The 14,449-nt window shown below is 64.0% G+C and carries 16 protein-coding genes; 10 read left to right on the top strand and 6 right to left on the bottom strand.

The window, feature by feature from the left end:
• Positions 1-2: 2 nt before the first annotated feature.
• A complete protein-coding gene (locus DW297_RS04565; RefSeq protein ID WP_136029820.1) occupies positions 3-458 on the bottom strand; it encodes a hypothetical protein in 456 nt (151 codons plus the stop codon).
• Between the two features lie 140 nt (positions 459-598).
• On the opposite strand from DW297_RS04565, the gene DW297_RS04560 reads away from it, so the two are divergent.
• The 3 genes from DW297_RS04560 to DW297_RS04550 all read left to right on the top strand — a co-directional run bounded on the left by DW297_RS04560 (position 599) and on the right by DW297_RS04550 (position 3,791).
• Positions 599-2,329, top strand: coding sequence for an AAA family ATPase (locus tag DW297_RS04560; RefSeq protein WP_136029818.1), 1,731 nt, complete (start codon positions 599-601; stop codon positions 2,327-2,329).
• Positions 2,326-3,174, top strand: a complete 849-nt coding sequence (locus DW297_RS04555; protein WP_136029817.1) for a hypothetical protein — start codon at positions 2,326-2,328, stop codon at positions 3,172-3,174. Before DW297_RS04560 ends, DW297_RS04555 begins: the two co-directional genes overlap by 4 nt.
• Before the next feature lie 260 nt (positions 3,175-3,434).
• Positions 3,435-3,791, top strand: a complete 357-nt coding sequence (locus tag DW297_RS04550; protein WP_168442794.1) for an AAA family ATPase — start codon at positions 3,435-3,437, stop codon at positions 3,789-3,791.
• Here the strand turns inward: DW297_RS04550 and DW297_RS04545 are convergent.
• The gene (locus DW297_RS04545) at positions 3,770-4,156 is read right to left on the bottom strand and encodes a fluoride efflux transporter FluC (protein WP_136029812.1); all 387 of its coding nucleotides are present in this window, start codon (positions 4,154-4,156) and stop codon (positions 3,770-3,772) included. The genes DW297_RS04550 and DW297_RS04545 overlap by 22 nt on opposite strands.
• On the bottom strand, positions 4,153-4,563 hold the full coding sequence (locus DW297_RS04540) for a fluoride efflux transporter FluC (RefSeq protein WP_136029810.1): 411 nt from the start codon (positions 4,561-4,563) through the stop codon (positions 4,153-4,155). The genes DW297_RS04545 and DW297_RS04540 overlap by 4 nt, the downstream gene beginning before the upstream one ends.
• Positions 4,564-4,734: 171 nt before the next feature.
• Between DW297_RS04540 and DW297_RS04535 the strand changes: the two genes are divergently transcribed.
• The 6 genes from DW297_RS04535 (at position 4,735) to DW297_RS19365 (ending at position 9,778) form a co-directional block, all read left to right on the top strand.
• Positions 4,735-5,004, top strand: a complete 270-nt coding sequence (locus DW297_RS04535) for a hypothetical protein (protein ID WP_136029808.1) — start codon at positions 4,735-4,737, stop codon at positions 5,002-5,004.
• Positions 5,005-5,024: 20 nt separating this feature from the next.
• Entirely contained in the window at positions 5,025-5,210 is a 186-nt protein-coding gene (locus DW297_RS04530) for a hypothetical protein (RefSeq protein ID WP_136029806.1), read from the top strand.
• Positions 5,211-5,638: 428 nt separating this feature from the next.
• Positions 5,639-6,652 carry a DUF4236 domain-containing protein gene (locus DW297_RS19085; RefSeq protein WP_136029804.1) on the top strand — a complete coding sequence of 338 codons (1,014 nt, stop codon included), beginning with the start codon at positions 5,639-5,641 and terminating at the stop codon, positions 6,650-6,652.
• A complete protein-coding gene (locus tag DW297_RS04520) occupies positions 6,649-8,031 on the top strand; it encodes a GmrSD restriction endonuclease domain-containing protein (protein ID WP_136029803.1) in 1,383 nt (460 codons plus the stop codon). Before DW297_RS19085 ends, DW297_RS04520 begins: the two co-directional genes overlap by 4 nt.
• A gap of 754 nt (positions 8,032-8,785) precedes the next feature.
• Positions 8,786-9,109, top strand: coding sequence for a helix-turn-helix domain-containing protein (locus DW297_RS19440; protein ID WP_446724357.1), 324 nt, complete (start codon positions 8,786-8,788; stop codon positions 9,107-9,109).
• Positions 9,110-9,196: 87 nt separating this feature from the next.
• Positions 9,197-9,778: an HsdM family class I SAM-dependent methyltransferase gene (locus DW297_RS19365; RefSeq protein ID WP_342589021.1), complete on the top strand. Its 582-nt coding sequence runs from the start codon at positions 9,197-9,199 to the stop codon at positions 9,776-9,778.
• 161 nt (positions 9,779-9,939) lie between these two features.
• Here DW297_RS19365 and DW297_RS04500 read toward each other — a convergent pair whose 3' ends face one another.
• The 3 genes from DW297_RS04500 to DW297_RS04490 are packed head-to-tail and all read right to left on the bottom strand — an operon-like array spanning position 9,940 to position 12,142.
• Positions 9,940-11,103, bottom strand: coding sequence for a low temperature requirement protein A (locus DW297_RS04500; protein WP_136029800.1), 1,164 nt, complete (start codon positions 11,101-11,103; stop codon positions 9,940-9,942).
• Positions 11,100-11,792, bottom strand: coding sequence for an SDR family NAD(P)-dependent oxidoreductase (locus DW297_RS04495; protein WP_136029798.1), 693 nt, complete (start codon positions 11,790-11,792; stop codon positions 11,100-11,102). The genes DW297_RS04500 and DW297_RS04495 overlap by 4 nt, the downstream gene beginning before the upstream one ends.
• A gap of 26 nt (positions 11,793-11,818) precedes the next feature.
• On the bottom strand, positions 11,819-12,142 hold the full coding sequence (locus DW297_RS04490; RefSeq protein WP_115364453.1) for a putative quinol monooxygenase: 324 nt from the start codon (positions 12,140-12,142) through the stop codon (positions 11,819-11,821).
• A 135-nt stretch (positions 12,143-12,277) separates the two neighbouring features.
• Between DW297_RS04490 and DW297_RS04485 the strand changes: the two genes are divergently transcribed.
• Positions 12,278-12,952: a TetR/AcrR family transcriptional regulator gene (locus DW297_RS04485; RefSeq protein WP_136029796.1), complete on the top strand. Its 675-nt coding sequence runs from the start codon at positions 12,278-12,280 to the stop codon at positions 12,950-12,952.
• Positions 12,953-14,449: the final 1,497 nt, after the last annotated feature.

Raw genomic sequence — 14,449 nt, 5'->3', positions numbered from 1 at the left:
CGTTACGCCCAGTTTATCGACTCACCCAGCTCATGGATGGAGATCGCCTGGGCGAGTCCGTCCGTCTGCGCGTCCCCGCTCGACTTGATGTGTCGGTGAAGCGCGATGAGGTTCTTCGGCCTGACCGCGGGCTCAGAGTGGTAGAAGCGAAGATACGTGTAAGGGCGCTTCAGACCTGACTTGAGGCGAAGTTCATAGATCTCGGGTTTGTGCGTGACGGGCTTGATCTTGGTGTGGTTGTCGCCGGTGTCTTCGAGCTTGCCTTCGGAAGCCGCCTCGAAGAGTTCGTCGATCTCGCCCTCTTCGTGGGCCCGGGAGAACGCGTTGAGGCCGGCGAGCCATTCTTCCACTTCAACCATCTGCACATGCGTTGGATCCTCAGCGTGGATCCATTCGTACGGAGCCCCGCTCTCAATACAACAGCGCGAATCGCTACCGGTGCGGTTCGCGAGCGTCATACCGAGATGCTACTGGGCAACACCGACACGTCGCGCTCGACGCGCGCCAGCGGCCATCAGGCGACCATCCCCTCCGGCATATCGGCACATCGTCCGCCCGATAGGGTAATCGCAAGTCACAGATCGAGTGGGGGCAATGGATGGCGACAATCGGCTCATGGAGCGTTGCGGACTTCAAGTCACTCGGCGCCGCCACGCTTAGGCTCCCGCGTCTGACTGTTCTTGCTGGAGCTAACAGCTCCGGGAAGTCGTCAGTGCTGCAATCCATGCTGCTCCTCGCGCAGTCGATGACTCGAGGCGGACGAATTGTGATGAACGGGCAATTGGTCCGTCTCGGTGAACCGTCGCACGTCATCAGAGAGGGCCAGTCCGCGGTCGAGTTCCGGTTCGAAGTCGCGCACGGAGGACTCGCGGCAACCGCCGAACCGCCCCGCGCCGCGAAGTTCAACGTGGCGGTCTCCCTCGTCCCCGCCGACGACGGCACCTCAATGTCGCCCTCGTCATTCGAGGTCATCGACGCTTACGGCAAACTCATCGTGTCTGCCACGTCTGAGCGCATGCGAGCAGCTGACATCGAAGCGTTCTCCCACTCCTTCTCCAATCAGGACCTGTCGTTTCTGAAGCTCAAGATCATCGACGGCCGCAAGGCACCCAACCGCATGTACGTCGGCTTCGTCGGACTGGTCCCGATGCTTCTCGCCCGTCATATCGACCCCGGCGTGATTCGTCGACAGATGGGAGCACTACTCGACAACATCCTTGCGACAGACCGTCTCAACATCGACGTGGCCTCCGAGTTGACGCAGCTAGTGTCAAAGAAGAAGTTCTTCAAAGAGTTCGGCATCGAGAAGACCCCGCCGGGAAACTCAAGCCGTCAGGCGCAGAGCATGTCGGCCCTCTGGACGATGCGGGACTTCAACGCGCTGGAGCCGGAGGTGCTCAAGACTCTCGTCCGACGATTGGTCGAACGTAGAGCCGAGCATGAGTGGGCCGTCATCGGTCCTGGTTTGTCTTTTTTCGGCCATCCTCAGCGCATGCGGCACTACTACTTCGATGGTGGAGCAATCGAAACAACTCTCGCCGAGGAACACGCGACGAGCCTCACGTATATGGGCGCTTTCGCATCGGCGTTGGAGATCTTCGGGAATCGGATTCAGTACCTAGGTCCTCTCCGCGACGAGCCACGGGTGGTGCAAGGCGCATGGGATGAGCGGGTTCCTGCGCTACCGGTCGGCATCCGAGGCGAGCTCACCGCAGAGATTCTCACGCGCGAGAGAAACAGCAAGATCAACTTCCAAGACTGGGACGGGACACCCCGCGTCGCGGCACTTCCGGATGCAGTCGCGCTCTGGTGCGAGTACTTTGGGATCGGCGACAAGATCGAAGTCCACGACCACGGAAAGCTCGGTCGGGGCGTCGAACTGCAGGTGGACGGGTTCTCACGGGACCTAACGCAGATTGGTGTGGGCGCGAGCCAGCTGCTCCCAATCCTTGTCGCGAGTCTCGCCGCTGAAGCTGGCACCATCATCTTGATTGAACAGCCCGAGCTACATCTCCATCCGTCCGTCCAATCGAGGCTTGCAGACTTCTTCCTCTTCGCTCGCCCCGACGTCCGCTTCATTGTGGAGACGCACAGCGAGTACCTCGTGACTCGAATTCGGCGTCGTATCGCAGAAGAGGTGACAACCCCCTCCCACGTGGAGGTGATGTTCGCAGAGCGAGTCGGGGGAGCGACTCAGGTGCGCTCTCTCTCCTTGACCGCGGGTGGAGATTTTGACGAGTGGCCAGATGGGTTCTTCGATGCGCAGGAGGTTGACACCCGATTCATCATTCGGGCCCTAGCCGCGCGGGTTGCGAAGGAAGAGAGTTGACCGCCACGGTTCTCCTCGATCCCGCGATTGCCCTCGAAGCCAAAGATGAGCAGAGCTTGTCCAGGCTTCTTACGTGGACAGCGGACCATCGAGTGAAGCTCGGGTCTCGGGCCTGGAATCATCTAGTGGAAATCTACTCAACTGGCTCCCTCGATGTGCCACGAGTGCTCGCGAAGATGGCGCACGAAGGCATCGGTACGCTGCTGTCTAGGTCACCAATCAAGCATGCCGTTCATGGATCGACAGCTTTAGCAGCCCCCGAATACCGCGGGGCGCCGCTGACCCACCGGTTACTCGTCGACGACCTTGTAGGCACCTCGGCACGTGACGGTGAGTTTTTCCTCGGGACGCACGAAAGCCTCTGGGGCGAAACGCCAACGACGGTAGCCTGCGTTCCACCGCCGCCAGCAGACGTCGCAGTGCACCTCGAACCTAACTTGCCGTCTCTTGAGGAACGAAGGACGGCGACTGCTCGTCACTTCAAAGATCGCCGCATCCTTATCGTCGGAGGCCAGATCGAACTCAGGGTTGTCGAGGCTATGACCGAACAGCTCGGGATTCCGGCTGGTCACATCCATTGGATAGCGAGCGAGAAGAACAAACGCGCCCGCAACCTCAAAGCGACTATCAACGGTCTGCCGAAGGGTTCAATCGTGGTGTGCGTGGTAGGGAAGGTTGGTCACGATGTCAGCGGCGACGTTGAGAAGCACTCGAGCCGCGACGGCATCACTCTTCGCGAGCCACGCTTTGCTTCTCACATCGTCGATGATCTGATTGCGTTGTCAGATGAGGCAGCCCCTGCCGACAGTCGGGGAGCCGAAGGGACTTCGACAACCGACTCGTAGGACGATGACGTCCCACCTGCTCGAGGGCGATCTCGGTCGTTCCAACTCGACGCCTAGCAACGAACGTATGCAACCTCCAGCAATGAATGGCGGGAATGTCGCTGGGACCGGCCCGAACCCACTGGCCTTCAACACCCGTGGGCCCGGCAGCCGCAACTGAAACGAGTGACCCGGGGGCGGCTGACCGCCCCAGTCGACCCGCTCGCATCCGACGCCGATTACCGCTCCGGCTGAGAACGGTCGAAACAAACGTCACGACCTTGCCTCGGCCAAGAGAAAGAACCAGTGAACTGGGCGTTAGCGTCATCGTCGACGACACCGCTTCCCACCGGTTCCTGCGTGACACCTGGCGCGAGGTCGCGGCCCAGGGCAAGGTGCGGTTCCAGATCATCTGGTTGGACATCGACCCGGTCACCCAGCGACATCGGCTGCAAGCGAACCGGTCCGCTGCCGCCCGGCCCGATGTCGTGGACAGGGTGATGGCCGAGCACCGAGCGAGCTTCGAGCCACCGCTGGAGGAGAACGCGATCCGCGTCGAAGCCCGGAACGCGCGTGAGCTGGAGACCATCGCCGATCTGTTTCACTCGCTGAGCACTCACGCGGGCCCCCAGGCGTAAGACAGCGCCAGTCCGGCGGCCGCCGCGAGGAGAGCGGCGCTCAGCATGCCTCCGGCATAGGAGACCCCGAGAAGCGTTCGACGACGAGCGAACAGCTCTGCCGCCTGCACGCTGGCCGTGCTGAACGTGGTGTACCCGCCGAGGAAGCCGGCGCCCAGGATCAGCGCGCCCGATGCATCGAGGACGTGAGCGTCAGCGAGCCCGGTGACGAGACCGAGAGCGAAGGATCCGCTCACGTTGATGATGACCGTGCCCCACGGGAACGGGCCGCCCACACGACGCGTGACTCGCGTGTCGAGAGCGTACCGTGCGACTGCGCCCAGACCGCCGGCCAAGGACGCAAGAACGACGACGAGCCCCGTCATGCTCGTACCTTCCTCGGAGCGGTGAGGCGCTGGGCTGCGAACCCGCCGGCGATCCCGAGGACGACGGTCGGCACCACGTAGAGGACACCGAGGAGCAGGTGGTCCGTCAGGATCAGCCCGTCGGAGCCGACCGCGAACGTGCTGTACGTCGTATACCCGCCGAGAACTCCGGTGCCGAGCAGCAAGCGCATCCGACCCGTCGCCGCCCCGCGAGATGCGCCGTAGAGCGCGCCGAGCAAGATTGCGCCCGACACGTTGATGATGAACGTCGGCCAGGGGAACGAGGAGCTGCTCGCCCACCATGTACCGAGGAGAATCCGGATACTCGTGCCTGCTGCTCCTCCGGCGAAGACGAGCATGTACGGCACGGCCGCTGCACTCCGCGTCGAGGTCATCTCCAACTCCATGCTGTTGAACGTAGAAGAGCGCCTGTCGAACGGCGCACGACGACTGTCGAATGTCCTATCGACACCCGTCGGTCTACGCGGTGTCGATGCGGGACTCGACAACGGTCTGACTGGCACCCGGCTTCGCGAACCTACGGTGGTGTTTACCGAGACCACCGAAAGTAGGCCGACATGTCCTCGCACCTGGGTGAGAACCACCGCAATACACTCCGCCAGATCTCCGAGCACCCGACGAGCAGCAACGTCCAGTGGCACGACGTCCTGTCACTGCTCCGAGCCGTTGGGGAGGTCACCGTCGAGCACAACAGCAAAGTGAAGGTCACGGTCGGCACCGAGACCATCATCGTGTCGCCTCCTCGGGAGAAGACCGTCGACGAGGACCTCCTCATTAAACTCCGCCGCCTTCTCCACGCCGCCGACTACACACCCGTCCGCAACTGACGTCAAGAACCGGGGACACCATGAAGACATCACCCGCCGCCAATCTCACCGGCTCCGTCGACCAGCGCCTCTGGCAGCTGTCGGTCACCCCGAAGACCGAACAGACCCGCGACTGGTTGCGGCAGCAACTTGACTCCGCGCTCGAGGAGTGGGCGAAAGACTGCACAGCTCTGGACATCGACCGCGAGGGCCGCGTCGACTTCTAATGGGGACCGTCCTCTTGGGCGCCGATCTGACTCGTGTGTTCACTGGGTAGATCTCAGGGCGCATCAGCCAGGATGGGACCGCCGTCGCTCGCGGTTCACCACGGAAAGCATCGAGCGGAACAGCCCGCAACGCATCATCCAGAATGTTGCCGGGCTCATCGAGCAAGGTCGGCCAATGCTCGCCGATGAGGGCGACGGCCGACCGCCAGTTCCGTTCCTCGGGCGCCCGGGATAGCGCCGTGACCACATCGGCATGAGAAGAAGGAGTGGTCGTCGTTCAGCTCTTCCCCTACAGATGGGATTCTTGCAGGAGCCAACGTATCGCCGACCAGGTGTGCTTACCGGCCGGGTTCGGCTTGGCCTCCACCAAGGCGCAGCGTTCCTTGCGCATGAATAGAATCAGGGAGGTTGTCGAGAGAGGCTGAACTATGGGGTTCAAGGTCCGCAAGTCCATCAAGATCGCGCCCGGCGTGCGACTGAATGTATCCAGCAAGAACATCGGTGTATCGGCGGGTGTCCGGGGCGCCCGCGTCAGCGTGAACACCAACGGGCGCATGACGCGTACGGTCGGGATCCCGGGCACCGGCATCTCGCACACACAGTCGTCGAGTATCAGCGCGAAGCGTCCTGCATCCCGTCCGCGGCAGCAACCACAACCGACAGCTCCACCGAAGCCGAAGAAGATCAAGCCGGGTCTCACTGCCCCGGCGTGGGAGAAGCAACTGTTCAAGCAGCTCAGCGGACCCGGTGACGCATCGGTAATCCATGCGGTTGGTCAGCAGACCCCCGCGGCCGCGCCAACGGCCGCAATGGTCGAGGTGCTGCGGGTGGCTGCTCCGAACCGCGATGACGCACGGGCTCGCGTACTGCTTGGGTGGCTTTTCGACTCTGGATACGACCCCACCAGCGACCCGTTCATCACCAAGTACGTGGATACAGCCGAAGTCAGCATCCCGGTTGCGACCGGCGTGACGGCGATGATGAAGTGGGACCGTCAGGCCCTCGGCCTGCTGGCCGCCGAGCTAGAGCAGGCCGCCGGCGATCCCGAGCGAGCCATATCCATCGTCGAAGCACTGGAGCCGACAACAGTTGCTGCCGTGTCCCTCGCCGAGCTCTACGCGGAGCAGGAAAGATGGGCAGACATCATCGACCTGACCAACGGTCTCACCAACGAGGACGTCGCAGCGACGTTCCTCCTCATCCAGCGCGGCACGGCGCTGCGTGAACAGGGGTACTTCGAGGCCGCTCGCGAAGCGCTGAAGGAAGCGCTACGCGTGCGTTCGCGCCCCGTCGAGCTGCGACACCTCGCGCTTGTCGCACGAGGGCACACCTATCTCGCCGAAGGGAAGAAGGCCATGGCCCGCAAGGACTACGAGCGGGTACTGGCGGACAACGCCGCCTATCCCGGACTCACCGAGATGCTCGCCGCGGTGAGCGCGTGAGCACCCCTCCCGCCGGCTGGTTCCCCGACCCTGAGAATCCCAAGCAGACCCGCTGGTGGGACGGACAGCAATGGAGCGCGCAGACCGCGCCGCCCCCACCGACCGGCATGCTTCCTCCGCCCGCGACAACCTTCGCGACCGCAGCAGCGAAGCGAAAGATACCCACTTGGCTGTGGATTATCGGCGGGCTAGCCGCCGTGCTCGTAACAGTCTTCCTCTCCCCGCTCGTCGCGCTGATCGCGCTGATCGTCACGATCACCGGTGTGGTCGCCCTTGTCCGCAACACCCCGACTTGGCTGCGCTTCACCTCGCGCCGACGAGCAGTGATCTGGACCATCGCGTCCGCCGTGGTCTTCTTCGTCGTCGGAAGCATCAGCACCGCGCTCTACCCGACGGACGAGAGCACCGCTGTTGAGGCGCCTGCTGATGTCGTCTCGACAACGACCGCGAGTCCAACGCCCACTCCATCCGCGACGCCGTTCGCGGATGACGCGTCAGAGGTGCAGGCCTTCGCGGGTCTGGCCGGCACTGCGAAGGATGCATCGGCGACGGCTAACCAAACTGCTCTCGCAGTTCTCGCCACCCTCGAGGTGAAGGGTCGCGCCCCGAAAACCGGATACGACCGAGACGAGTTCGGCCAGCGATGGCTCGACATCGACCGCAACGGCTGTGACACCCGGAACGACATCCTCGCCCGCGACCTCGCCGACGCCACACGGTCGGGTCCGTGCCGCGTGATCTCCGGGTCGCTCGCCGATCCCTTTACCGGAACCGAGATTGCGTTCTCCCGCGGACAGGGCACGTCCGAGCTGGTGCAGATCGACCACGTCGTGTCACTGTCCGACGCCTGGCAGAAGGGCGCTCAACAGCTCACTGCAGATCAGCGCGCGACCTTCGCAAACGATCCGCTGAACCTCCTCGCGGTCGATGGCTCGGCTAACGCGCAGAAGGGCGACGGCGACGCGGCGACATGGTTGCCCTCGAACCGAGACTTTCGCTGTGCCTACGTCGCGCGGCAGGTAGCGGTGAAGGCCACCTACGGTCTGTGGGTGACGCAGGCCGAGTACGACGCTATGGATCGCGTGCTGGTGACCTGCCCGGACGAGCCCGCACCTAGCTCAGCTTTCGCTGCACCCGCTCCGCAGCCGACATCGGAACCAGCGCCCGTCGAGCCAGATCCAGCGCCGGTCCCGGCACCAGCACCCATCCAGCCCGCACCCGCTCCGGTAGAGCCGGTACCCGCTCCGGCGCCACCCGCGAACACGTTCTACGCGAACTGCGATGCGGTGCGCGCGGCAGGCGCTTCGCCCCTCTACGCCGGCTCGCCTGGATACAGCCGGAAGCTTGACCGAGACGGAGACGGCGTCGCTTGCGAATGAGCGATGCGCAAGCACGCTCTGAAGTGGCACGACCATCTACAACATCTGCCTCAACGGCCAACTCCTGCAGACAGCGACATCGACCGTCGCTACGCGGTCGTCAGCCGCGGATGATGGATGTGGCGACCGTGAGGAAGGTCGCAGCAGCTAGGCAGGCTCTCACCTCGAGCTCCGCCGGATCTCGAACGTGCTCGGGCGGCAGGCGTGCCGCGGTTCGCTGTGGACTTGTCAGATGTCGAACACAGGCCCCGGCGCGAGGACTCCTCCCCCTGCTACGGTCGCGGCCGCTCGGCAGCCCAATGGGTTGCTTCGACCGGGGATATGTTCTCCGCGACTCTCTCTCACCGACTACCCTGCGGCGAGTCCGGGGCGATTGCTGCAGATCCGCCAGAAAATCTTGATGTCACGGTCAGTCCAAGGACTCTGCCAAGGCCGGAATGAGCCGTTTCGCCAGTCGAGAGTGGGGGACCACCTCGATCTGCCAAGGTGACCGAGTGCATAACGTAGCCCTGTAGGGATTTCAGAGGGTAGCTAGGGCCCCCTTTACTACTTACTTACTCTTGATCTCTCATATGAACTACCTACTACTTGGCAACCTTGCTAACAGCCCCCGATCCCTTGGAATCACTGGGGAAACTCCAGCCAAGGTGCCCTTGGTCAGCAGTTGTCGTTTTCGTCTACCACAGGTCCACCCGCACTAGATCTGCCGAAATATTTTTGGCAGATCCGGTGCGGGTGCATCAACGGTGGAGCCATGGGCGACGCGAACTTGATGCTGTGGAACGTTCGCGTCAGTCAGCACGTGGGCCAAGTGGAGCTCGCCGAACGATCCAACGTTTCTCAAGCTGTCATCTCGGGGATCGAGAGAGGCCGCCTCACTCCCTCCGCCGACGCTGACGCTCGCCGGGCAGGAGATCAACCCGCAGTCGTACGCGATCTGCAAGGCCGACATGACCGTCAAAGGCCAGTCGGTCGATGCCCCATCTTCTTCGGCGACACCCTCATCAAGGACAGCCACGCTGGCGCGACGTTCAGTTACGGTCTCTCTAATCCGCCGTTCGGCGTCGATTGGAAGTAGCAGCAGAAGGCCGTCACGGACGAACATACTCAGCGCGGATTCGCGGGACGGTTCGGACCTGGCCTGCCGCGCGTCTCGGATGGATCGATGTTGTTCCTCATGCACCTCATCTCGAAAATGCGCTCCGCCTCGGATGAAGGCGGGCGGGCTGCCATCGTCCTCAATGGCAGCCCGCTGTTCACCGGTGGAGCAGGGTCAGGCGAGTCCAACATTCGCACGTGGGTGCTCGAGTGCGATCTGCTCGAAGCAATCATCGCGCTACCCACCGACATGTTCTACAACACCGGCATCGCCACCTACGTCTGGGTGCTCTCGGCCAAGAAAAGCGCCGAGCGCACGGGCCGGGTACAGCTCATAGACGGCACGAAGCTCTTCCGCAAGATGCGCAAGGGGCTTGGCTCGAAGCGCAACGAGCTCGGTCCCGACGACTCGCCCTCCCTGCATCGGCCGCGGCACGCTCGGCAACCGTGGGCTGCTCGACCGGGGGGTGCTTCCCGCGACTCTCTCTCGCCTACTACCCTGCGGCGAATCGAGCAGACTGCGGGGAAACTGCGCACATTTGGTGCATTGCCCACCCCCTGCCCAGGCGGGGAGGGGCCTCGATCCCTGCCGGGAGAAGGGATCGGCGCGATCTGCCCAGGTTGCCAAGTGCGGAACGTACCCCTGTAGGGGGATGGTTGGCCCCTTTTACTACTTACTTACTTTTCCCTTATGAATACTCACTACAACTTGGCAACCTGGGCAGAGCCCTCGGATCCCAGTCGGGAGTATGGCAAACTCCAGCCCAGGTGACCTTGGCAGCACTGGCCACACCTGGCAGAATCCAGACCTCAGCACCTCTGCGGGCGCCGTGCGGTGCGGTCGTCGGTGATGGCGACGAGGACGAGGATCCCCGCCATGGTGGTGCTGATGGTCAGGCCGGGCAGGCTCGCGCCCAGAACTGCGACCGCAGCGCATATGAGGATCGCGAGCGGTCGTGCCGGTGTCATGCGGCCGGTGGCCCTGAGCTCGATGAGCAGTTGCGCAAGGAGGAAGAGGATCGGGCCTGCGGTCACGGCGACCCGCTCGGCGGTGGCGAGAGGGTGGAGGGGGCGGGCGATGACGAGTTCGTCTCCGACAGCAGAGAGGATGATGCCGGCGATCACTAGGATGTGACCGTAGGTGTAGACGTCTCGGGCCCGCCGCGTTCGGGTGTCGTCGCCTCGCAGGGCATGTTCGCCGATCTTGCTGGTCGTGAGGAAGTACAGCCACCACATCGCCGCGGTGCTGATGAACGCGATGATCAGCGCCGCCACCGTCGCCGCGTTAAGGTCGTGTGATGTTGCCGTGACGCCGGTGAGGATGACGGTCTCGCCGAGAGCGGCGATCACGAACAGTCCGAACCTCTCGGAGAAGTGCGTGGTTGCGATGTGCCACGTGGTGGGCATCAGTCGCGGGCGTCCGGGTATCGGGTACAGGAGGATTGGCGCGAGGTAGTCCACGCAGAGCGCGACGGTCCACCACCACATTCGGACGGAGGGATCGGTGAGGCCCCCTGCGACCCAGAACACACCGGCGAGGAGGAACCAGGTCATGATTCGGCCGGCCTGTTGCCGTTCGACGCTTCCGCGTCGGGCGGCGACGACGGTGAGGAACCCGTGACGTAGTAGCTGTATCGCCACATATGCAGCGGCGAAGAGCAGCCCCCGCTCCTCGAACGCGTGCGGCAGGGCGATGGCCATCAGCAGGCTGCCCAGCATCAGAACGATCAGCAGAAGCCTGACGGGATTCGTCTCGGAGTTGAGTTCGTTGGTCGCCCAGGTGGTGTAGTTCCATGACCACCACACGGCGAGCAGCACGATCACGGCGCGCCCGGCCCCCGCCCAGGTGAGCTCGTCGAGGAGGAGATGGGAGATCTGTGTGATCGAGAAGACGAACACGAGATCGTAGAACAGCTCCAGCGTCGCCGCACGCTGGAGCGCAGCGCCCTCACGACGCCGGAGCTGCTCATTCACCACGGTAGGGTGCCGTCCTTATCGGTGACGGTTCCGGTGGGCGTCGCGGAGCCCATTGTGGCGATCCGGACCGCCGCTTCGGCTCCTTCCACCACGGTCTGCCCGACGTTGCCGGTGAAGTCCGTGGCGGTCTGCCCGGGGTCCACCGCGTTGAAGCGCACCTCGGGGATTGTCTTCGCATATTGCGTGGTCAACATCGTCACGGCGCTCTTGGAGGACCCGTAGGCGGCGAGCACGTACTGCGACTCGACACGGTTCGGATCCTGGGTGAGGGTGAACGACCCCATACCGCTGGTCACGTTGATCACCGACGGGTCCGTTCCCTCGCGGAGCAGCGGCAGGAACGCGCGGGTGACACGCACGACCCCGAAGACATTCGTCTCGTATACGTCACGCACCTGGTCGGCGGTCATCACGTCGGGTGCGGCGACCTCACCGAGGATCCCGGCATTGTTGATGAGGATGTCCAGATGCCCCACCTGGTCCCGGATGGTAGCCGCCGCCTCCTCCACCGACGCGTCATCGGTCACGTTCATGCGGACGTAACGGGCACGGAGTCGCTCCGCGGCCTCACGGCCGGAGGTGGAGTCTCGCGCGCTGATCCACACGTTCTGCCCGGCCGCGATCAGGCGACGGGCCACCTCGTAGCCGAGCCCCCTGTTGCCACCGGTGATGAGTGTCGTCGTCATCCGAGAACCTCCCTCCTGCACCGTCCTCACGCCGCCGGCCGGAACGGACGCAGGATGCGGATCCCGTCTTCGATGGAACCATCGATGAGTTCGAGCATCTCCGGCACCAGAGCCACCATCCGGGGTGCGGAGAGATGCGCATCCAGCAGCTCCCGAGTCTCCCACCGCTCATAGATGACGAACGCTCCAGGCGCTCCCTCCACTTCATGGGCTTCGTAGTCGATGTTGCCGGCGTCGTTGCGCGAGGGCGTGACGGCGGCGGTGATGAACGCTCGCAGCTCGCTCTCCCGTCCCGGCTTCGCCGTCGCGTCCCACAGCACGGTCACGTAGCCATCGGATGTTGCGGTCATGATGAATTCCTTCGATAGGCGCGGTATACGATTCACCGCAATATTTACAGTAAGTGGCTGTAACGAAACAACCTGAACGGGACGCTAGCGGCATCTTTGGGTTACAGTCAAGTTGTGTAACCGAAAGGAAACAGCATGTCCCCGAAGACGCCGCGGCGAACCGGCGAGTCAGAACGACCGACATCAGCGCACGGCGGGCGTCCACGAGACCCCGCCATCGAAGAGGCAATCATCGACGCCACCCGACTGTTGCTGGCCACCAAGGGCTACTCAGCCCTGACCATCGGGGACATCGTGGCCCAGGCCGGCGTCACCCGCCCCACCCTCTACCGGCGGTGGCCGAACAAGTACGAACTGGCCGTCGAAGCGCTGCAGTACGGGCTGCGCAAACAGCGGGAGGCATACCCGCCGTTCGATCTCGACACGCTCACCCCCCGGGACGCGTTCGTCGAAGCCATCCACCGCCTCGATCCGCGCTACCACAACCCCCGAGCGATGACGCTGCACGGGAACTTCATGGCCGAGGCCGAACGGGAGCCGGGCCTGCTCGAGCAGATGAGAGCGCAAGGAAACCAACCCCGCTGCCAGGAACTCACCGACGTACTCCAGGACCTGCAGCAGCGCGGAGCTGTGCGTGCGGACATCGATGTCGACACCATCGTCAGCCTGTGTTTCGGCAGCTACTTCGCCGACTTCAACCGATTCGGCGGCGACGTCCCCGCCGACCTCCCCGAACGAGTGGCGTCCGCCCTGTGGCCGGCCATCGCCGCCCTTCCGGAGTCACCGGATCAGGAAGCAGTTACGAACTGACGGGCTCCGCGACCGGGACGTCAGCCGGTTCGGGGACGAGGTACAGGCCCCCGGGAGAGTTCGCGGTGAAAGCGAGCGCCTCAGCCCAGGCGCGGTTGATGGCGGGTGACGGCTGCCGTGGTACTTGAAGACCATCGCGCTGCCGCCGTGCATCTGATGGGACGGTCGTCTCGAAGGACCAGGTAGACACTGCGAGGAGCCTTCTCGAGCGAAGTGCATTGACGCCGCCCGTCGGGGCATCCAACTGGGGGGACGCCTCGGATCGTGAGATCGCCGAGATTCTAGAGCGGGTCAAGGCCGGCGTTGCGCCCCACGCTTTTTCTGAGGCTCTTCAAGCTCTCGGCGACCTCTATGGGCATCGGCGCCCCAACTTTGAATGGATGACGAGCACCCGTCCCGGGGAACGTAGCGACAACTCTCCTTCATTCTCCGAGTGGTTTCGAACGACAGACTGACCGGGACCTGCATGTTGAGCGGCGGCTGGCGGTACATCGGCCGGACTGAGTAGGAGGATAGCCTCGCGGCGCCGCACGAAGCGCGTACTCCCGTCCCCCTCGAGGGCAGAGAGCTCTCTCCGACGCCACTGGGCGATTCGCCGAGCCAACGACACAGAGCGGATCTCAAGCTCAAGAACCCCCGACTTAAATCTCGATTGAACTGGGATTTAAGCTAACCGTTTGTCTGAAGTAGCTATGGAAAGCGCCTCTCCGCGACCTTCAGGATTCGGCAAAAACACCAGTCCGAGAAGCACTACCAGGGCGGCTCGGCAGTCCGGAGTAGTCTTGGAAGTGACATCCACCACCCTTCGCACGATCGGCACCAGCACGGTGTCACCCTCTGGTGCGATCTCGTCGATGCCACTCTGATGCTCCGCGACGACTCCGCCCTCGTCCACGGGCCCAGGCGGCGCAACGACATCGGGAGCTTGCGCAGCAGGAATTCCGGCACGGAGGATTTGACGCCTCCCCGAACGGCAACGTAGGTTACGGGACGGTAACGGTCCTCCCGAAGGGGCCGTGACCCGAGATCATCTGCTCGCGGAAGGACCCCGTCACGACTGCTCTACCCTCCGGACGTTCGCGCGAGAACGCCCCGCTCGACCCCGCAGCATCCGCGATCGACTCCCGGCCCCTGCTGCGCCGCGACCGACGTCGCACGTCCGCTCCGACCCCGTCGGAGGAGCCGACCCCCGCGGCGACCGTGACGCCGACCCCGTCCCCGCCCGCCACTCGGGCCGCCATCCGCTCCCGGGCCCTCCGTCCCGAGCCGCAAGGTGCACCGACCGTTGCTGCCGCCGTCGAGCGGACCGTTGCTGCCGCAGTAGAGCCGACCCTCGCCGCAGCAGCGACTCCGGTCGCCGCCGGAGCAGAGCCGACCCTCGCCGCAGCCGACGCGCCCGCCTCCCCCGCAGAGACTTCCGTCGCCAGCGAGCCGACCGCCGCCGCCGCCGAGCCGACCGCTACCACCGAGCCTGCCATCGCCGCCGAGCCGACCGCC

The sequence above is a fragment of the Microbacterium sp. PF5 genome, from assembly GCF_004794315.1.
GTDB lineage: Bacteria > Actinomycetota > Actinomycetes > Actinomycetales > Microbacteriaceae > Microbacterium > Microbacterium sufflavum.
This window is presented reverse-complemented; position numbering and strand designations above follow the sequence as displayed.